15 protein-coding genes are annotated in these 18,729 nt (G+C 64.9%); 7 read left to right on the top strand and 8 right to left on the bottom strand.

The annotated features are described in order from the left end of the window. Positions 1-97: 97 nt before the first annotated feature. The gene (ypfJ, locus tag ACR9ZJ_RS14425) at positions 98-967 is read right to left on the bottom strand and encodes a KPN_02809 family neutral zinc metallopeptidase (protein WP_481280996.1); all 870 of its coding nucleotides are present in this window, start codon (positions 965-967) and stop codon (positions 98-100) included. A 105-nt stretch (positions 968-1,072) separates the two neighbouring features. Between ypfJ and ACR9ZJ_RS14420 the strand changes: the two genes are divergently transcribed. Further along, positions 1,073-1,501: an MAPEG family protein gene (locus ACR9ZJ_RS14420; protein ID WP_481280997.1), complete on the top strand. Its 429-nt coding sequence runs from the start codon at positions 1,073-1,075 to the stop codon at positions 1,499-1,501. 22 nt (positions 1,502-1,523) lie between these two features. Here ACR9ZJ_RS14420 and ACR9ZJ_RS14415 read toward each other — a convergent pair whose 3' ends face one another. Further along, positions 1,524-3,113: a TerC family protein gene (locus tag ACR9ZJ_RS14415; RefSeq protein WP_481288129.1), complete on the bottom strand. Its 1,590-nt coding sequence runs from the start codon at positions 3,111-3,113 to the stop codon at positions 1,524-1,526. 121 nt (positions 3,114-3,234) lie between these two features. Here ACR9ZJ_RS14415 and ACR9ZJ_RS14410 point away from each other — a divergent pair, with 121 nt between their 5' ends. Beyond that, the gene (locus ACR9ZJ_RS14410) at positions 3,235-4,002 is read left to right on the top strand and encodes a CPBP family intramembrane glutamic endopeptidase (RefSeq protein WP_481280999.1); all 768 of its coding nucleotides are present in this window, start codon (positions 3,235-3,237) and stop codon (positions 4,000-4,002) included. Here the strand turns inward: ACR9ZJ_RS14410 and ACR9ZJ_RS14405 are convergent. Continuing rightward, positions 3,999-4,595 (bottom strand): class I SAM-dependent DNA methyltransferase, encoded by a 597-nt coding sequence (locus ACR9ZJ_RS14405; protein WP_481288128.1) that lies wholly within the window; start codon positions 4,593-4,595, stop codon positions 3,999-4,001. The two genes, ACR9ZJ_RS14410 and ACR9ZJ_RS14405, sit on opposite strands and share 4 nt — an antisense overlap. Before the next feature lie 96 nt (positions 4,596-4,691). Between ACR9ZJ_RS14405 and ACR9ZJ_RS14400 the strand changes: the two genes are divergently transcribed. The 3 genes from ACR9ZJ_RS14400 to ACR9ZJ_RS14390 all read left to right on the top strand — a co-directional run bounded on the left by ACR9ZJ_RS14400 (position 4,692) and on the right by ACR9ZJ_RS14390 (position 7,788). After that, the gene (locus ACR9ZJ_RS14400) at positions 4,692-4,991 is read left to right on the top strand and encodes a hypothetical protein (RefSeq protein ID WP_481281001.1); all 300 of its coding nucleotides are present in this window, start codon (positions 4,692-4,694) and stop codon (positions 4,989-4,991) included. An 89-nt stretch (positions 4,992-5,080) separates the two neighbouring features. Further along, complete coding sequence (locus ACR9ZJ_RS14395) at positions 5,081-6,589, top strand: DUF1800 domain-containing protein (RefSeq protein WP_481288127.1); 1,509 nt, start codon at positions 5,081-5,083, stop codon at positions 6,587-6,589. 8 nt (positions 6,590-6,597) lie between these two features. Continuing rightward, on the top strand, positions 6,598-7,788 hold the full coding sequence (locus ACR9ZJ_RS14390) for a DUF1501 domain-containing protein (RefSeq protein WP_481288126.1): 1,191 nt from the start codon (positions 6,598-6,600) through the stop codon (positions 7,786-7,788). On the opposite strand, the gene ACR9ZJ_RS14385 is transcribed toward ACR9ZJ_RS14390, so the two are convergent. From ACR9ZJ_RS14385 to ACR9ZJ_RS14375, 3 genes are all read right to left on the bottom strand, one after another. Beyond that, positions 7,785-9,602, bottom strand: a complete 1,818-nt coding sequence (locus tag ACR9ZJ_RS14385; protein WP_481288125.1) for a glycoside hydrolase family 15 protein — start codon at positions 9,600-9,602, stop codon at positions 7,785-7,787. The genes ACR9ZJ_RS14390 and ACR9ZJ_RS14385 overlap by 4 nt on opposite strands. A 71-nt stretch (positions 9,603-9,673) precedes the next feature. After that, positions 9,674-11,902, bottom strand: a complete 2,229-nt coding sequence (locus ACR9ZJ_RS14380) for a DUF5916 domain-containing protein (protein WP_481288124.1) — start codon at positions 11,900-11,902, stop codon at positions 9,674-9,676. Between the two features lie 80 nt (positions 11,903-11,982). Beyond that, positions 11,983-12,870: a LysR family transcriptional regulator gene (locus ACR9ZJ_RS14375; protein ID WP_481288123.1), complete on the bottom strand. Its 888-nt coding sequence runs from the start codon at positions 12,868-12,870 to the stop codon at positions 11,983-11,985. Between the two features lie 114 nt (positions 12,871-12,984). Here ACR9ZJ_RS14375 and ACR9ZJ_RS14370 point away from each other — a divergent pair, with 114 nt between their 5' ends. After that, positions 12,985-14,403 carry an aldehyde dehydrogenase family protein gene (locus tag ACR9ZJ_RS14370; RefSeq protein ID WP_481288122.1) on the top strand — a complete coding sequence of 473 codons (1,419 nt, stop codon included), beginning with the start codon at positions 12,985-12,987 and terminating at the stop codon, positions 14,401-14,403. Between the two features lie 57 nt (positions 14,404-14,460). On the opposite strand, the gene ACR9ZJ_RS14365 is transcribed toward ACR9ZJ_RS14370, so the two are convergent. Continuing rightward, complete coding sequence (locus tag ACR9ZJ_RS14365; RefSeq protein ID WP_481288121.1) at positions 14,461-16,173, bottom strand: N-acetylmuramoyl-L-alanine amidase family protein; 1,713 nt, start codon at positions 16,171-16,173, stop codon at positions 14,461-14,463. A 422-nt stretch (positions 16,174-16,595) separates the two neighbouring features. Between ACR9ZJ_RS14365 and ACR9ZJ_RS14360 the strand changes: the two genes are divergently transcribed. Further along, positions 16,596-17,516 (top strand): peptidylprolyl isomerase, encoded by a 921-nt coding sequence (locus tag ACR9ZJ_RS14360; protein WP_481288120.1) that lies wholly within the window; start codon positions 16,596-16,598, stop codon positions 17,514-17,516. Positions 17,517-17,714: 198 nt separating this feature from the next. On the opposite strand, the gene ACR9ZJ_RS14355 is transcribed toward ACR9ZJ_RS14360, so the two are convergent. Next, positions 17,715-18,566 carry a DUF3014 domain-containing protein gene (locus tag ACR9ZJ_RS14355; protein WP_481281009.1) on the bottom strand — a complete coding sequence of 284 codons (852 nt, stop codon included), beginning with the start codon at positions 18,564-18,566 and terminating at the stop codon, positions 17,715-17,717. Between the last annotated feature and the right edge of the window lie 163 nt (positions 18,567-18,729).

Genomic DNA, 18,729 nt, shown 5'->3' with positions numbered 1-18,729 from the left:
GCGTCAGGCCGCGGGCCACGTCGGTTTCCAGCCAATGAAAAGCGACGCGGTACGTCGCGCAGCATGCGCCGCAGCGCAGGCAAGGATGAGTCATGGGTCAGATCGAGCCGGAGAACGTGTTGCACTTGCCGATGTCGCCGCTTTCCAGTCCCGTGCGGAACCAATGCACGCGTTGGGCGGACGTACCGTGGGTGAAGGAATCGGGGACCACCCTGCCCTGCGACTGTTCCTGCAAGGCATCGTCACCGATCGCCGTGGCCGCGTTGATCGCGGATTCGACGTCGCCGGGCTGCAGCCACTGCTGGCGCTGCTGCGAATGGTTGGCCCATACGCCGGCGAAGCAATCCGCCTGCAATTCCTGGCGCACGGACAAACCCGAGGCGCCTTCCAGCCGGGCGCCATGGCGGCGCGCATCGCCCACCTTGTCGAACACCCCGACCAGGTTCTGCACGTGGTGGCCGACCTCATGCGCGATGACATAGGCACGGGCGAAATCCCCCGCCTCGTGGAAGCGAGTCTGCATGTCCTGGAAAAAGCCGAGGTCGAGATAGACGCGGTGGTCGCCCGGGCAATAGAACGGGCCCACCGCGGAGGACGCCGAACCGCACGCGGTACGCACGCCGTTGCGGAACAACACCAGCTTCGGCTGTTCGTACTGCTTGCCGTTGGCGGCGAAGATCTCGCCCCAGGTGTCTTCGGTCTCGCCCAGGATGGCGCGCACGAAATCCACCTGCGGGTCGTTCGCCGCCGCCTGGTGCGGGGCCTGCTGGGTCTGCGGCGTGGATGCCGCCCCCGGTTCGCCCTGGCCGAGCAGGGCCGTGGGGTCCTTGAAGAAGACCAGCCCCAGGATGGCGAGAATGACGATGCCGCCGATGCCCAGCCCCTTGCCGCCGAAAGACGGACCACCACCGCCGCCTTCGCCGGCGTCTTCCACATTGTCGCTTCTACGGCCTTTTTGCCAGAGCATGGCTTCACCCTCCCGTGAACGCGTCGCAAGCGAGACGCGGTCGGCATGATCGCACGGACCGTTGCCGGTAAACTCCGCGGCTGATGTCATCCCCCGGATCGTTTCATGACCAGTCAGCTCCCCGCCGTCGTCACCTTGCTCACCTTGCTCCTGATGTTCGCCACCGTGTGGATGGTAGGCCGCGCGCGTGAACGTTATGGCATCAAGGCTCCGTCGATCTCGGGTGACCCCGCGTTCGAGCGCGCCTGGCGCGTGCAGATGAACACCCTCGAGAACGCGGTGATGTTCATCCCGGCGCTGTGGCTGGCCGCCCAGTACGTGGACCCGCTCTGGGCCGGTATCGCCGGCCTGGTCTGGCTCGCGGGCCGGATCTGGTACGCCCTGGCCTACCTGCGCGATCCATCGCGCCGTGGCCCTGGCTACCTGGTCTCGATGATCGCCTGGGCCGTGCTCATGCTGATGGCCGCCGGCGGAATCGGCATGGCCGTCATGGAAAACAATGCCGCGCCCGTGGAGGACGCGGCGGGGGCCTGACCCGGGATACCGGCGCCAGGCGCTAATAGTCCTCGTCGTCGCCTGCCACCGCCAGCACGCGCACCCGCTGGATGCGCGCGCCATCCATCGCGGTGACCTCGAACTCGAGCCCGTCGGATTCGAAGCGGTCGCCCGGCGTGGGCAGGCGGCCCAGCCGTTGCAGGACGAAGCCCGCCAGCGTGGAGAAATTGCCGTCGCTCGCCCCGGGCAGGCGATGGCCCAGCAGGTGTTCCACGCGACGCACGTCGAGGCTGGCGTCCAGCAACCAGGCGCCGTCCGGCTCGCTCACCGCCGAGGGATCGCCCTCGCGGTTCTCGTCCGGAAATTCGCCCGCGATCACCTCCAGCACGTCGGCTGGCGTGACCAGGCCCAGGATGCTGCCGTACTCGTCCACCACGAGGGCCACCTGTAGCGGGGCCCGGCGGAATTCGTCGATCAGGCGCAGCACGCTCAGTGATTCCAACACCGTGATCGGCTTGCGCACGACGGTATCGGTATCGAGCCGGCCGCGGTCCGCGAGGCTAGCCAGGAGGTCGCGGGACGAGACCACGCCGACGAGTTCGTCGAGGTCGCCATTGGCCACCAGCATCCAGTGATGCGGCGACTCGCGTGCTTCCCGCAGCAGCGTCGGCATGTCTTCGCCCGGATCGACCCATACGATCTCCGTGCGCGGCGTCATGATCGAACGCACCGGCCGCTGGGAGAGGTCGAGCACGCCCTGCACCATCTCGAGTTCGTCCTTGCCGAACACCGCGGTCTCCGTGATCTCCACGGCGCCGTCGCCCTTGCCACCCTTGCTGGATTCGCCTTCCTCGTCGGGCGCCCCGCCGAGCAGGCGCAGCACGGCCTTCGCCGTGCGGTCGCGCATGATCCGGCCACCGACCAGCAGCGAACGCCGGCGGTTGCGCCGCATCGTCTGGTTGAACACCTCGATCATGATCGAGAAACCGATCGCGGCGTACAGGTAGCCCTTGGGAATGTGGAAACCGAAGCCTTCCGCGATGAGGCTGAAACCGATCATCAGCAGGAACGACAGGCAAAGGATCACGACCGTCGGACGCGCGTTCACGAAGACCGTGAGCGGCTTGCTCGCGGTGATCATCAGGGCCATGGCGACCACCACGCCGATCATCATGATGGAGAGGTGATCCACCATGCCCACGGCGGTGATCACCGAGTCGAGCGAGAACACCGCGTCGAGGACGACGATCTGCGCCACGACCAGCCAGAAACTGGCGCGGCGGCCATTGCGGCCCTCGTCGTGCTCCGAGGCCTCCAGGCGCTCGTGCAGTTCGAGCGTGGCCTTGAACAGCAGGAAGGCACCGCCGATCAGCAGGATGAGGTCGCGCCATGAAAGGCCGAAGCCGTTCCACTCGAACAGGGGCCGGGTGAGCGTCACCAGCCAGGACATGGCGGCGAGCAGGCACAGGCGCATCACCAGCGCCAGGCCCAGGCCGAGCAAGCGGGCGTGGTCGCGTTGGCGGGCGTGGAGCTTGTCGGCGAGGATGGCGACAAACACCAGGTTGTCGATGCCGAGCACGATCTCCAGCACGATCAACGTGAGGAGTCCCGCCCAGGCCGAAGGGTCGGCTAGCCAGTCGAATGCAAACATGGGTCGGCGCGTCGGGGCGCCCGTCTTCCTCCTTCAGGGACGGTCAACTATACAGGGGCGAGGTGACGGACTGTGCCGGAAGCGTCGTTGCGAGCCCGCAGGCCGTCGGCTAGGGTGCCTCATGGCTCACGATTACATCCCCCTGTCCTCCGCCGCGTCCGTCGGGTCGCCGCCACGCACGCCCGGCGTCGTCGAGACGATCCTCTGCATCGCCGCCTATTTCGGCCTCCAGATCGGCTTCGGCGGCCTGTTCGGCGGCATCTCCATGCAACTGGCCCGGTATTTCCCGGATCGGGTGCCCGAGGCGCCAGACCGCCTGATCGTCGTGGTGATCCTCACCCTGGCCTGCTCGGCGGGGCTGATCTTCTGGCTGCTGCTTCGCCGCTGGGGTCGCTACGCCACGGACGCCGGACCGGCCGGCCTTGGCTTCACGCCGCCGGACGGACGCTTCGTCGCCATGGGCACCGCCCTGGGCATCGCGGCGCCGATCCTCGGTGGCCTGCTGACCCAGTTCCTTGCCGGCGACCGCGAGGTGACCCAGGCGGTCAGCGACATCGCCGACAAGGCCCACGTAGGGATGCGCGTGGCCCTGCTCCCGGTGGCGGTACTGGCGGGACCGGCCGTGGAGGAACTGCTGTTTCGCGGCGCCCTGTTGTCGATCCTGCGCACCCGCCTGGGTGACGGTTGGGCGATCCTCCTGTCGGCCCTGGTTTTCGGCATGGTCCACCTGCCCGACCTCGACTGGCTCTGGTACGCGGTGCCCAACCTGGTCCTGGTCGGCCTGTTCTGCGCCTGGCTCCGCGTGCGCAGCGGCTCGCTATGGCCGGCGTTTATCGCGCATGCCGCCAACAACGCGCTGGCGACGATCGCCTGGTTCTCCGCGACCTAGAGTCGTTCCAGCGAGGCCACGTGGCGCTCCAGCCGTGGGCTGGCGTAGCACTGCGAGCCGACGGGAATCAGGCCCACCTCGCGGAAGGCCTCGCGGTACCAGCGCGCGGGCCGGCCGAAGAACCCTTCGCGATCGCCACCGGGATCGTCCTCGCGCGTATAGGCCTCGAGGAAAGCCAACCCCTCCACCATCTCGCCGATGCCGACGAGGCCCGCGCGGATCTCCGCGGGCTTGAGGTAATGCAGCACGTCGGTGCAGACGACCAGGTCGAATCGAGTGTCGAAGCGCAACTCGGCCAGCTGGCCGAAGCGGGCATACCCGATCTGGCGCGAGCGGCCGTAGCGGGCCACGGCGTACTCGCTGGCTTCGAGCCCGCGATACTCGATGCCCGGCCGCAACCGGCGCAGTGCGGCGCGCCAGGGCGCTTCGCCACAACCGATGTCGAGCACGTTGCGCACAGGGCGGCCCAGGTAGAACTCGGCCTGGCCCAGCACCATCGCCACCTTGCGCCGGAGCTCGGCGGGCGAGCGCACGGCATGGCCCGCGCTGCGATACCACTTGTCGTAATAGGCCTGGTCGTAGGTCTTGGGCATGGCACGGCCATCCAAAACATCCATGTTAGCCGGGCGTACACTTCCGGCATACATGCCACCCCGCAGCATCGCCGGGTATCGATCCAGGAGGACCCCATGCCCCGTATCCTGCTCCGCATCACCGGCGACCGTGACATCTTCGACGACGTGGCCAATGCGATCCATGGTATCGACCGCGTGGAGCGCGTCGAGGAAATCGACGACTTCATGAGCGATTTCCGCGACGACTCCAGTTCGCAGAACCTCTCCGACGACATGAGTTCACGTACGTACACGCTCGAGGTCGAGGTACCCAACGACAAGGTGGGCGAACATGTGCGCCAGGTCGCCGAGGAAGCCGCCGGCTCGCGCGAGGCCGCCATCGAGTTCATCGGGCCGGACGAGAACGAGATCTAGCGGATCGCAAGATCCCACGCTCAGGCGGGAGTAAACCTTCCGCCAGCCACTCCGTTTAAGGTGGACCACCCGCCGGACACGGACATGCCATGCGATCTCTTGCCGTCGCCTTCCTGCTCGCCCTCGCCGCGCTGCCGGCAGCCGCGCGTGACGACGCCGTGTCGAACGAGGATATCGCATGGCTCGACAGGGTCACCTTCGGCGCGGATTCGGCCACGCTGGCGCGCTTCCGCGAACTCGGCAAGCGGCGTTTCCTCGATGAACAGCTGCACCCGAAACAGGATGCGCTGCCTGCCGACGTGCGCGCGCAGATCGACGGCTTCGATGCGATGAAGACGCCTTCCGCGGCCTTGCTCGCCCAGGTGCGCGACCAGTACCGCCAGATCAACGACATGCCCGACGGCGACGCGAAACAGGAGGCCCGCAAGGCCTTGCAGAAGCAGGGCAACGGCTATGCACAGGAAGCGCAGGCGAGCGAGCTGCTACATGCGATCTACGACGAGAACCAGCTGCGCGAGCAACTCGTGTGGTTCTGGTTGAATCATTTCAGCGTCTTCCAGGACAAGGGGCGGGTACGCTGGCTGGTGGCCGACTACGCACGGAACACGATCCGGCCCCATGCGCTGGGCAAGTTCCGCGACCTCGTCCTGGCCACGCTGAAAAGCCCGGCGATGCTGGAGTACCTCGATAATGCGCAGAACGCGCGCGACAAGATCAACGAGAACTATGCACGCGAGTTGATGGAGCTGCATACGCTCGGCGTCGATGGGGGTTACACGCAGGCGGACGTGCAGAACCTCGCCCGCGTACTCACGGGCGTGGGCGTCGACTTCGACGGACAACCGCGCAAGATCCGTCCCGCCCTGCAACCGTATTACCTTCACGAAGGCGCCTTCGAGTTCAATCCGAACCGCCACGACTTCGGCGACAAGCAACTGCTCGGGACGACCCTGCATGGCGGCGGTTTCGACGAGGTGGAAAAAGCCGTCGACCTCATCGTGAACCAGCCCGCCTGCGCCACCTTCGTCTCCACCCGGCTCGCGAAGTACTTCGTCGCCGACGATCCGCCACCGGAACTGGTAAAGGCGATGGCCAGGACGTTCCGGCGAACCGACGGGGACATCGCCGCCGTCGTGAAGACGATGCTGGAATCGAAGGCCTTCACCGCGTCGCTGGGCAAGCGGTACAAGGACCCGACCCAGTTCCTCGTCTCGGCGATGCGGCTCGCCTACGACGGCAAGCCGGTGCCGAACCCTCGCCCGCTGGTGAACTGGATCGGCCAACTCGGCCAGGCACCGTTCGGCCGGATCACGCCGGATGGATGGCCCATCGCGGATTCGGAATGGTCGAGTTCCGGGCAGGTGGCGAAGCGCTTCGAGATCGCGCGCGCCATCGGCAGCGGGGCGAACCACCTGTTCGACCTGGACGAGGAAGGCAAGCGTACGCGCGGCGGATTCCCGCAACTGACCACGCCGACGTATTACGCGACGATCGAACCCACGCTCGGCCCGAAGACGCGCGATGCGCTGGCGCAAGCCACGTCGCAGCAGGAATGGAACACCTTCCTGCTCGCGTCCCCCGAGTTCAACTACCGCTGAGGCCCGCCATGGATCGCCGTCAGTTCCTTCTCGCCCTCGCCGCCGGCGTCCCCGCGCTCACCCTGGGTGGCAAGGTGTTCGCCACGCCGCCCTCCTCGCCGCGTTTCCTGCTGGTGTTCCTGCGTGGAGGCTACGATTCGAACAACCTGCTGGTGCCGTATTCGAGCGACTTCTACCACGAGGCGCGCCCGACCATCGCGCTGGCACGGCCCACGCCGGGCGATCCCCTCGCCGTGCGCGCCCTCGATGCGGACTGGGGCCTGGCACCGGTACTGAACGATTCGATGGGCCCCCTGTGGGACAGGCGCCAACTCGCCTTCATTCCCTTCGCCGGTACGGACGACCTTTCGCGCAGCCACTTCGAGACCCAGGACGATATCGAAGCGGGCGAGGCTTCCGACGCACGCAGCTATGGCTCCGGGTTCATGGGCCGGCTTTCGACCGTGCTGCGGGGCGTTCCGCCGATCGCGTTCACCGATGCGTTGCCGCTGACGTTCCGTGGCGCGGGCGACGTTCCCAACATCTCCCTGAAGGGTGGTGGCAAGGCGGTGTTCGACGACCGCCAGGCGAAGATCCTGGCCGGGATGTACCAGGGCACCCCCTTGCAGTCCGCCGCCACCGACGGCCTCGAACTGCGCCAGCAAGTGGCCCAGGACCTGCAGGCGGAAATGATCGCCGCCAGCCGGGGCGCGGTGAACGCGCGTGGCTTCGCGCAGCAGGGTCAGCGCATGGCCACGCTGATGCGCGATCGCTTCCGCCTGGGTTTCGTCGACGTGGGTGGCTGGGACACGCACGTCAACCAGGGTGGCGCGACCGGCCAGCTGGCGAACAACCTGGACAACCTCGGCAAGGGCCTGGCCGCCTTTGCCGATGGCCTTGGCGAAGCGGAATGGAACGACACCGTGGTGGTCGTGGTATCGGAATTCGGGCGCACCTTCCGCGAGAACGGCAACAAGGGCACCGACCACGGCCACGGCACCGCGTACTGGGTGCTTGGCGGAAAGGTCGCCGGTGGCCGCATCGCCGGAAGGCAGGTGGCGGTGAATGCGGCGAACCTCCTGCAGAACCGCGACTATCCGGTACTCAACAATTACCGCGACGTGCTCGCGGGGCTGATGCGGCGGATGTATGGCTTGTCCGATGCCGACCTGGCGAAGGTCTTTCCCCGCGCCAACGCGCGCGACCTGCAACTGGTCTAGGGCTGCCAGACCTGCCCTTCCGGATGCGAGAGCTGCCGGTCGAGGTAGTACGCGGCACTGATGAAGGCCAGGTGGGTGAGCGCCTGCGGGAAGTTGCCCAGCGGCTCGCCGAGCAGGCTGAGCTCTTCGGAAAAAAGGCCGAGATGGTTCGCATAGAGGACGCCACGCGCCATCACTTCGCGCGCTTCGTGCAGGCGCCCCGCACGCGCCAGGCATTCCACGTACCAGAACGTGCAGGTGGTGAACGCGCCCTCGCCTCCTTTCAATCCGTCCGCATTACGATAGCGGAAGACCAGTCCGTCATCGGTGAGCCGTTCGCCGATCGCGTCCAGCGTCTTCAACCACACCGGATCGGTCGCCGAGACGAAACGGACCAGCGGCATCATCAACAGCGAGGCGTCCAGGTCCTCGCCGCCGCGGGCCTGCACGAAATAACCGTGTTCCGGATGACGGAAATTCGCCCATATATCGTCGGCGATGCGGTCGCGTTCAGCCGCCCATTCCATCACCGGGCCGGGCAACGAACGCTTGCCGGCAAGGCGCACCGCACGGTCCAGGGCTACCCAGCACATCAGGCGGGAATGCAGGAAATGGCGCGGCTCGTCGCGAATCTCCCAGATACCCTCGTCGGCGTCACACCAGTGTTCGCGCACGTGATCGACCAGGCGCCGCACGTGCGCCCAGCCCGCGTGGCTGATCGCGGAGCCATACTTGTTGGACAAGTAGATGCTGTCCATCAATTCGCCGAAGATGTCCAGCTGGGTCTGCGTGCGCGCGCCATTGCCGATCCGCACGGGACGCGAGCCGGCGTAACCGGCGAGATGGTCGAGCGTTCCCTCGTCCATCGCCTCCTCGCCGTCGAGCGCGTACATGACGCGCAGGGCGGCGCCCTCCTCCAGCGCCATGATCCGGTCCTCGGTCCATCGGCGGAACCGTTCCGCCTCGTCCACATAGCCCAGGCGCATGAAGGCGTAGACCGTGAACGAGGCATCGCGTATCCAGGTGGCGCGGTAGTCCCAGTTACGCTCGGACCCCGTGGCTTCGGGCAGGCCGAACGTGGCCGCCGCGGCGATCGAACCGTGTGCGTGCGACGTAAGCAGCTTCAACACAAGCGCGGAGCGATCCACCCTTTCGCGCCAACGCCCCCGGTAGTTCGACCGGCGTGTCCAGCGTCGCCACGCATCGGCCGTGGCTTCGAGGGCCGCGAGGCATTCCGCGGCATCGAGCGGATCGCATGACTCGTCGCACAGCACGAACCAGGCTTCGCCGCCCCGTTCCAGTTCGAACTCCGCACCCGCCTCGCCGTCACCGGGCAGCAGTGGCACGTTCGCACCCAGGCGCAGCGAACGGGTGCCATCGTGGAAGACCACGGTATCGCCATGCATCGCGACGTCCGGCACGCGTTTCGCATAGTCCAGGCGCGGCCGGCAGCATGCGCGGATGCGCATCCGGCCGCGCGATACGCGGACGCGGCGGACCACACAGCGAGGAAGACGCACCCCGGTCTCCGGATGGGGCATGAAGTCGGTCAGTTCGACGCTGCCGTGCGTGGACATCCAGCGCGTGCTCAGCACGTTGGTCTCGGGAATATAGAGCTGCAGGCGGTGCGCGCCATCGAGCTCCGGCGTCACCGAGAATTCGCCGCCCTTCTCCGGGTCGAGCAGCGCCGCGAAGATCGTCGGGCTGTCCAGGTGCGGCCAGCACATGAAGTCGATGCTGCCATCGATGGCGACCAGCGCCGTGGTGTCCAGGTTGCCGATGACGCCGTGTTCACCGATGGTCCGCCCTGGCCTGGGGTTCGCGCGATTTGGCACAACGATCTCCATGAGCCGTCCCTGGCTGCAGGAATGCCACAGCGGATGTGAAGCGGGCCTCTAAGGCCCCCCTAGAACTCCAGGCGATAGGCCACCTTCACCAGTCCCTCGTTCACGTCCTTGAGGCTGAAGCCACGACGGAACTGGGAATCGACATCGTCGTTGGTGTCGTCCATGTACCCGCCGCGGTTGTACACGATGTACAGGTTCGACAAGGGCGCGATCTCGTAACGATAACGAATCTGGAAACCGAGGTTGGCGACGCCCAGATCGTCCACCGGTTCGTCGCTGGGCACCGCGCCGCCCGTGGGCGTGATCTCCAGGCGCTGGCGCAGTTTCGCGCCGACCGCCAGGGTCTGCAGCTTGACGCGCAATTCCTGCTTGTTGCCCAGGTTCCAGTTCACCCCGCTGTCGATGCCGACGGTGCGCCCATCGAACGCGCCGACCAGGTTGTCGTGCTGCCAGATGAGCCAGTTGGGGTCCCACTCGTAACTGGCGCCGGCGAACACGCTGAAGGCGTCGGTGATGAAGTACGTGGGCGTGAACTTGAAGTAATAGCCCAGGCGGTGGTAACCGGTGAGCTGGTTGCCATTGATGAAGCCTTCCGCTTCCCATGCCCAGCGACCGATGCGTGGCCGCTCGCGTTCATAGGTGAGCTTGGCCGTGGGCGGCGTGTGCAACGCGTTGCCGCCGCGGGTGAGCAGGTCGTCGTAGGCGGATGTGAACGCGTCCAGCCGCCACACTTCCTCGCCACCGTCGCGGCGCTGGCTGTCACGCAGGATGCGGAAGCGGCGATGCACGACGCGCCCCTCGGTGTTGTCGAGCGCCGAGATGCGGTAATGCCACATGTGCGAGGTGTATGCCGAGTCCTCCGGCAAGCCGGTGACGCGCTGGCGCACCTCCCAGTGCAGGTATTCCATGTCGTTGCGCGGCAGGTAACCGAAGTCGTCGATGTCCAGGCGGCGGCCGAAGTACATGCCCAGCCATTGCTGGCTCCAGACATCGTTCATTTCCCAGAACGCGATGCTGGTCGCACCTAGGCCGGAGCTGTCCGCGCGCGGCTGGTCGATCTTGCTGCCGACCACGTTGCTGGTGATGGAAAAGGCCGCGTTCGGTTGCCAGCGATGGTCGAAGCCCAGCACGTTCGCGTCGCGGTCGAGGTAGGGATGGTTCACCCGCGTGGCGAGCATGCCGAAGGTTTGCGTGCCCACGTTCTGGCTGAGCCGGAACGCACCGAACGTGCGTCCGGCATCGCCCTTTTCCTGCGCGGTGAGGATGCCGTAGCTGGTCGAACCGACGCTGCCGTTCACCTTCACCGCGGCCGAGATGTCGGCCGCGCCGTGGCCATCGTCCGAGGCGCCACCGACACGCCGCGTATAGACCAGCTGCGAATCGTCGTCGAGCAGGCTGAAATCGAAGATGCCCTGGTTCTCGGTGAAGAAGGGGCGCTTGTCGGTGAAGAAGGTTTCCTCTGGCGAGAAGTTCACGACGAGGTCGTCGCTCTCCACCTGGCCGAAATCGGGATTGATCGTCGCCGTGAGCTGGGTCTGCCCGTTCGGCTTCCAGATGATGTCGGCACCCTGCTCGAAGGACGTTCCGCCATGCGCACGGTCCACCTTGCCCACCACGTAGGGCGTGACGGCGAACAGCGCCTGGGAATACGCCGGCAGTTCCACGCGCTGGAAGTTGGACAGGAAGCGGCCGTTATCGAAGCTTACCTCCGGCCATGCCATGCGCTCGCCGGTGCTGCCGATCACGCGGTCGATGTACAGGCCGATGGTGCGCGTATCGCCGTTGGCCTTGCGCATCGGCGCTATGTACCAAGGAATCAATACTTCCACCGAGTAGCCTTCCGCGTCCTCGCTGACCGCGTGGTCCCAGCGCCCGTCCCAGTCGTAGCTGAAGTCGGATTCGTTGGTGATCACCTCGTCCGCGACACCGCCTTGCGACTTCACCTCGAAGTCATAGCCGACGCGGCCATCGGCATCGAAGTCGACCATCACGTTGATGCGGTCGACCAGGGCGTTCTCGTCGCGCCGGGCCTGCTGGCGCGAGCGGGGGATGTCGGCCGACTGGGTCACGCGGATCGCCACGGCCAGGCCTTTCGGTGTCGACAGCACCCAGGCCTCCGTGGGCTGGCTGCCAGGCTTGCCTGTCTTGGGCTGGGTGTCGCGGAAATCGACGATGCGTTTCGCACCCGCCCATTCGGCGGGATCGATGTGGCCATCGATCGTCACCTCCGCATGCGCGGCGGCGCTGGCGACGCAAAGGAGGGTGAACAGGGCAAGGCGACGGCGCATGGACGATCCGGGTCGTGGAAACTTACGGAAAGGATGCCTCCGGCGTCGCAAAGGTTTGCCATGACCCTTGGCCCATGCGCTCAGCCCGTCTCCCTGATGAGGTCGACCAGGGCGCGCAGGGCCGCTGGCACGTGGCGCCTTCCGGGGTAGTAGAGGCAAAGGCGGTCGAAGGGTGGCGTCCAGTCCTCCAGCACTCGTTCGAGGCGGCCCGCGGCGAGATCGTCCACCACGTTGAACTCGGCGAGATAGGCCAGGCCGAGGCCGGCCCGTGCCGCTTCGAGCATCAGCTGCGGCTCGTCGAGGGTCAGCGTTCCGCCAACGTCCACCGTCGATGCTTCACCGTGCCGCTCGAACTCCCAGTGATAGATATGGCCGGCGGGCATGCGCGCGCGAATGCCTGCATGCCGGGCAAGATCCGCCGGGATCACCGGCCGGCCATGCCGCGCGAAGTAATCCGGCGACCCCACGACGGCGAAACGCACCGGGGGCCCCAGCGGCACGGCGATCATGTCGCCAGGCACCGTGTCCATGGTGCGGAATCCGGCATCGAAGCCTTCGCGCACGATATCGATCAGGCGATCCTCGGTGACGAGGTCCAGGCGCACTTCCGGATATCGCCGAAGGTAGGGAATCATGTACGGGCCCATGACGCGGCGAGCCGCACCGACCGATGTATTGATGCGCAAGCTGCCGGTCGGGGTTTCACCGTGGTCGCTGATCCGTTCGATCGCGCCACGAATATCGGCGAGGGCCGGGCCCACCTCGGCCACGAACCGCTCCCCTGCCTCCGTGAGCCGGACGCTACGCGTGGTCCGGTGGAAGAGCCGCGTGCCCAGTCGGGATTCCAGCGAGGCGACGGATTGGCTGAGGGCCGACGTGGACATCTCCAGCGACGCGGCGGCGGCGCGGAAGCTTCCCTGCCGGGCCACGGCGAGCACGGCTTCGAGTTCGGTGAGTCCTGGGCGCATTATCCGCCTCCGCTTAATAAGTTATTTTGCTTTATCCGCCTTATCAGATTAATGCAGCGACCGCACCCTTGGAAGGCGCCGCCCACGTCGGAGCGGCTTTCCGAGGATTTCCCCATGCATGCGATCGATCACGTCTACATCGACGGCGCCTTCGTCACCCCGCACGGCGACGAGCGCTTCGAACTCTTCAACCCCGCCACCGAGGAAGTCATCGGCACGGTCCGGCTGGCCGATGTCGAGGATGCCCGCCGCGCGATCGCGGCGGCGAAGCGCGCCTTTTCCACGTTCTCCAGGACCACGGTCGACGAACGCATCGCCCTGCTCCAGCGCATGCACGACGCGATCGTCACCCGCGAGGACGAACTCTTCGCCGCGATTCGCGAGGAATACGGTGCGCCGGTATCGCGTGGCAGCTGGATGACCGGACACGCCTCCAGCGTGTTCCTCGATGCCATCGCCACGTTGCGCGACTTCGATTTCGAGCGTCGCATGGGGTCGTCCACGGTGATGATGCAACCCGTGGGAGTCGCCGGCCTCATTACGCCATGGAACAGCAATGCCGGCTTTATCTGCGGAAAGCTCGCCGCCGCGATCGCCGCGGGATGCACGGCGGTGATCAAGCCGAGCGAGATGAGCGCGCTGCAGACACGTATCGTCACCGAGGCCTTGCACGAGGCCGGAGCCCCCGCCGGCGTGTTCAACATCGTGACCGGCCGGGGCGACGTCGTGGGCGCGGAGATCGTGGGCAGCCCCGATGTCTCGAAGATCTCCTTCACCGGATCGACGGCGGTGGGCAAGGGCATCGTTCGCGCGGGCGCCGAGACGTTGAAGCGTGTCACGCTCGAACTCGGCGGCAAGTCACCCAGCGTGGTTCTCGACGACGCCGACTTCGCGCAGGTGGTGCCACTGACGATCATGGCGGGCTTCAACAACAGCGGGCAGGCCTGCATCGCGGGCTCGCGCATCCTCGTGCCGCGTTCGCGACTGGCCGAGTTCGAAGCCATGGCGAAGGACGCCGTCGATGCCGTCGTCTCCGGCGATCCCAACGATCCCGCCACCACGGTGGGCCCGATGGTCAGCGCGAAGCAATGGCAACGTGTGCAGGGTTATATCCGCAAGGGTGTCGAGGAAGGCGCTCGGCTGCTCGCCGGCGGCGAAGGCCGGCCGGCCGGTTACGCGCGCGGATGGCTCGTTCGCCCCACGTTGTTCACCGACGTACGCAACGACATGGCCATCGCCCGCGAGGAAATCTTCGGGCCGGTGCTCTCGATCATCGCGTACGACGACGAGGAAGACGCGATCGCGATCGCCAACGACACGCCATATGGATTGCAGGCCTACATCTTCTCCGCGGACAGCGCCCGCGCACGCCGCGTCGCCTCCCGCATCGATGCCGGCCGTGTGATGGTGAACACGCTGACGCATGATCCGAGGGCGCCGTTCGGCGGCTTCAAGCAGTCGGGCATCGGACGGGAATACGGCGTGTTTGGACTCGAGGCATTTATGGAACCCAAAGCCATCCTTGGCCGCTAGATTTGACCTCTTTTTACGACGACGAAAAAGGATGCCCGGCAATCATTCCGGTTTCTATCAAAGCGCCTCAATGGCCGCCTGCTCATCCAGGAACCTTCTCCATTTTCCCGGCTCTGAAGACCAGTTGTCGATGTCGAAAATAGGGTCACGGTCGCGAAAGCCACTGTTCCACGCGCTCGCTAAATCTGGCCAATGACCACGTAGATATATGCCTGGCAATAGAGAATGCCCACACGGCTTCTTCGGGTCGTGATCATCCTTGATGCCGTTGTAGCGATAATGATCGTAGCAATCATGATTGCATCCGACGGAAGGCCCCTGTTTGACTGCAGTTCTGGCGCCATCAGCGTCCACCATGTAAAAGATGAATCTGGAGGATGTGTCGGAGATACATTCCCATGGCACGGTGATAGTGTTCATCTCATTCGGTTCTGTAACCATGTGAACGTGCGACCCTCCCAATCCTGTGAGGGCATATGCTCTCAGCTCAATCGGGAACTTCGGCTTTCCCTTATAGCCAACAGTGATGCTCATGCCATGCGCATCCACCAAGTGTTGCTCCACAACACCAACATTTACGAACGGCTCACATTCACCACCCTCGGAAAAGACTCTATAGGCCTTACTGAGGCCAAGCATCGCGGCATTCTGAAATTTATCGTCTAACATGGCAGTCGCGTCGTCACTATTGGTATGAAATCCAACCTCCACGAGGATGGCAGGCATGGTCGCGCCACGCAGTTCAGCGTAATTTTCAGACTTGCTCTCGGTAGCGAAAGGATATTCCCCATAACGCCATTCAGATCGGATGCGTTCACGCATGTAGCAAAGAGCAAGATCGGCCAGCGGCTTGCTCATCGTTGAACCGCGTTGAAAATAGGTTCTGGTCCCACGGGCCTCCGGATTTCCTTCTGAGGCATTCGTATGAATGGCGATGGAGGCTCGCGCGTCCTGGCGGTTGGCGAAAAGCGGCCGGCTGTCGAGATCCTCGAATTTTTCTCTGAGGGACGCTGAAGAGCCGGGCCGACTGTTCCATAGTGCATATTCTTCGGGGAAGCGCTCCTTCAACCAGTAACGACCTGCCATGAGAGACCATGGATAGCCGCTTTCTTCATGAATGTTCTCGTCCAAGGTGCGAGCCAGCTCTATCGGCACATCCGAGATGTCGCCCAGATGCTTGACCAGATGCCTCGCAAATACGTTGGTGATCTCATCCTCAAGTACGCCGTTATGACGCTCGCGCTGCGTTGTCCATTTCTTGAGACCATAGTCGTAGTACACCCCGTGGCCAGCCGAAACCACGATAGGGCCACTACCGCTGATCGCATTTGCTGAGTGGCGGTGGCGAGCCCAGTCCGATTTCGTGGCTTCGAATAATTCGGGGTGAAGGGCTTCAAGATCGCGCCCCCCGAAGAGGAGTCTTAGGGTGTACGGCTCGGCAAGATCCGGCCACGCATCCCGGATAACCTCATAAATCACCTTGGAAAGATCCTCCATCTCAGGAGTATCCGCCACACGGGCAAAGTCATCTCCCAAATCCACTTCGATCTGCGCCCCTACCTGATTGAGACGCACGTTGACACGTAACGGCCCGATCTCGGGAAAGCTAGGTCGCCCCCGATTGAGTGCCAGGTTGAACATAGAGGCGAGATGGGCCTCCTGGATACGCGCATCTGCTGCAGACATCTCATTGATACTGGTAGCGAAAAGTGGGAAATTAGGGGCGATGAAAAGCAGACCAAGAACGAACTTGCTTACGAATGATTTCACGAGACACACCAAGCGGCATTCCTTTCTGGAACGACCCTGATCGTCGCCTCCACCTATCGCCATAGAAGCCGGCACAGCCTGCCACGCCCGGTAGTGGAAACCCGCTTCTGATGTGAGCGCCACCTTTGAGACCAATGCCCGACGCGAGCGCAAAGTACTGCCAAGGCAGAATGGCTGGCGCGCTCAGCCTGAACCGATATCCAGCGCCGCCAACATCCCGGTAGCTAATCCAGCGCCACGCCGAAGAAATAAGGATGGTCATTCGGGCGAGGAACGTCCTCGACACGTGTCCGCACTCTGCACAAATACTCGTGATCTCGATACCGTACGGAGGGTCGCCAAGGCGTCCCGGGGAATAAGTCCGCACGCTTCTCAACCGGCTCTGCTACTTTTCATCCGTTTCGACTCATTCCAGGAATCCCATGCTCGCACGTACATTCCTTGCGCTCGCTCTCGTTCTCGCCCTGCCCGCTGTCGCCGATGAGGCAAAAAAATCACACTCTCCCACGCCCAAGGAGCTGCTGGCGAAGTCGACACCGGCGGAATGGCGCACGCCCGATCCGCAAAACCTCGTCTACATGGACCTGCCGCAGGGCCGGGTGATCATCGAGCTCGCCCAGGACTGGTCGCCCCTGCACGCGGCGAACATCCGTACGTTGATCCGCGAGCATTACTTCGACGGCACCCAGGTGATCCGCGTCCAGGACAACTTCGTCACGCAGTGGGGCGATCCGGATGGCGACGACAAGAAGAAGGCGAAGAGCCTGGGTACGGCGAAGGAAACCCTGGCCCCGGAGTTCACCCGCAAGGATGGCAAGGCCTATCCCTTCACCAGGCTTCAGGACGGCGACGTCTATGCACCCGAGGTCGGCTTTTCCGATGGCTTCCCTGTCGCCCGCGATGGCAAGGGCGAGGCCTGGATCACCCATTGCTACGGCACGGTCGGCGTCGCGCGCGATACCGGTGCCGAGACCGGCAACGGCAGTTCGCTCTACGCGATCATCGGCCAGGCGCCACGCAACCTCGACCGCAACCTCGCGGTCGCAGGCAAGGTCATCAAGGGCATGGAGATCCTTTCCGCCTATCCGCGCGGCGGCGAACCGATGGGCTTCTACGACAAGCCGGAGCAACGCGTGACGATCAGGAGCGTACGCCTCGCCGCGGATGTTCCGGAAGCAGAGCGCACGCCGATACAGGTGCTGCGCACGGACAGCAAGACCTTCGCCGCCGTGGTCGAGGCAAAGCGCAACCGTCAGGATGCGTTCTATACGCGACCGGCCGGGAAGATCGACCTGTGCAATATCAACGTGCCGGTGCGCGATCCGTCGAAGAAGGCGCCCTGACGGGCGCATCGCCGACAAGGTCGGCTCCCACCGGGCTAGCTGTTTCCGGCTTGCCCTGGTGCGAGCCGACCCTGTCAGCCCCAGCCTCTGGTGGGAGCCGACCCTGCCAGGCCTAGGCTCCGGTGGGAGCCGACCTTGTCGGCGACGCCCCTGGACTTCTGTGGGAGCCGACTTTGTCGGCGATGCTTTCCTGCGGCGCTACCGCGAAGTCGGCCCCTCATCACCCACCGGACCCGGCGCCTCCGGCTGTGCAACCACCGCCTCTCGCAAGGCCCGCAATTTCGCCTTGAGCTTCGCTTCGTTCTCAAGCCCCACGCGCATCATGAACTTTTGCCCGACCGACAATTGCTCCAGCGCGGGGTTCGCATACACATACCCCTCCTTCGCGGGAATCAGCTGCTGGTTCCCCTTCGGTTCGGGCGCGGCGAGCAAATGGTCGATGACCTCGACCAGGCGGTCGTTGAAGTACCCGTTGGTCCCGAGGTCGCGGTAGGCCTGCTGGAACAACGGATAGTTACGCTTGTACCAGGCCGCCGCCGCGTTCGGATCGATCCGGTCCGCGACGTACATATAGGTGGCATAGCGTTCGGCATTCTTCTTCGAGGCGACGAAATTGCCGTCGTCCGACACGACCTGGAAGCGTCCCGTGGGCGTGCGCAGGGGCACGACATTCATGCCGACACTCTGCTTCGGCAAGGCGTCGATCGTGGCCACCATCCGCGAGACGATGGCATCGGTGCGCAACAACGACTTGAGTGCACCATCGCTGGCCAGCGCCAGCAGGCCGGCGAGGATCTCGTCATCGCTCTGGTCCAGCGGCGGCAGCGATGCCGTGGACGCCTGCGCCGGACCGCCGATGGGATGCTGCGGCAAGGTCGCATCGTGCACGGCTGTCGATGATGCCGACGACGATCCGGCAACGGCGAACGGTGGAGCGGATGCGGCTTCCCGCGCCTGCTTTTCGCGATAGACGAACACGCCGACGACCACGGCGATGGCCACGACCAGCAACGCCGCGACCCATTTCGAACCCGATGACTGTCTGCTCAACCTGCTGCTCCCACAAAAAACCAAGCCCCCATGGGACTACGAACCGCGCGTCGAGTTCAAATCCGACGGACGGAGTCGCGTCGCGGCGATCCGGTGGAAGCCGGCCCCAGGGGGCGGCGGGGGGGGGGCCCCGCCGGGAAAACCGCCCACGGGGGGGGCCCCC

The sequence above is a fragment of the Luteibacter sp. KNZ12-1A genome, assembly GCF_056755675.1.
The sequence above is the reverse complement of the archived record's forward strand: the minus strand, read 5'-3'. Positions and strand labels throughout refer to the sequence as shown.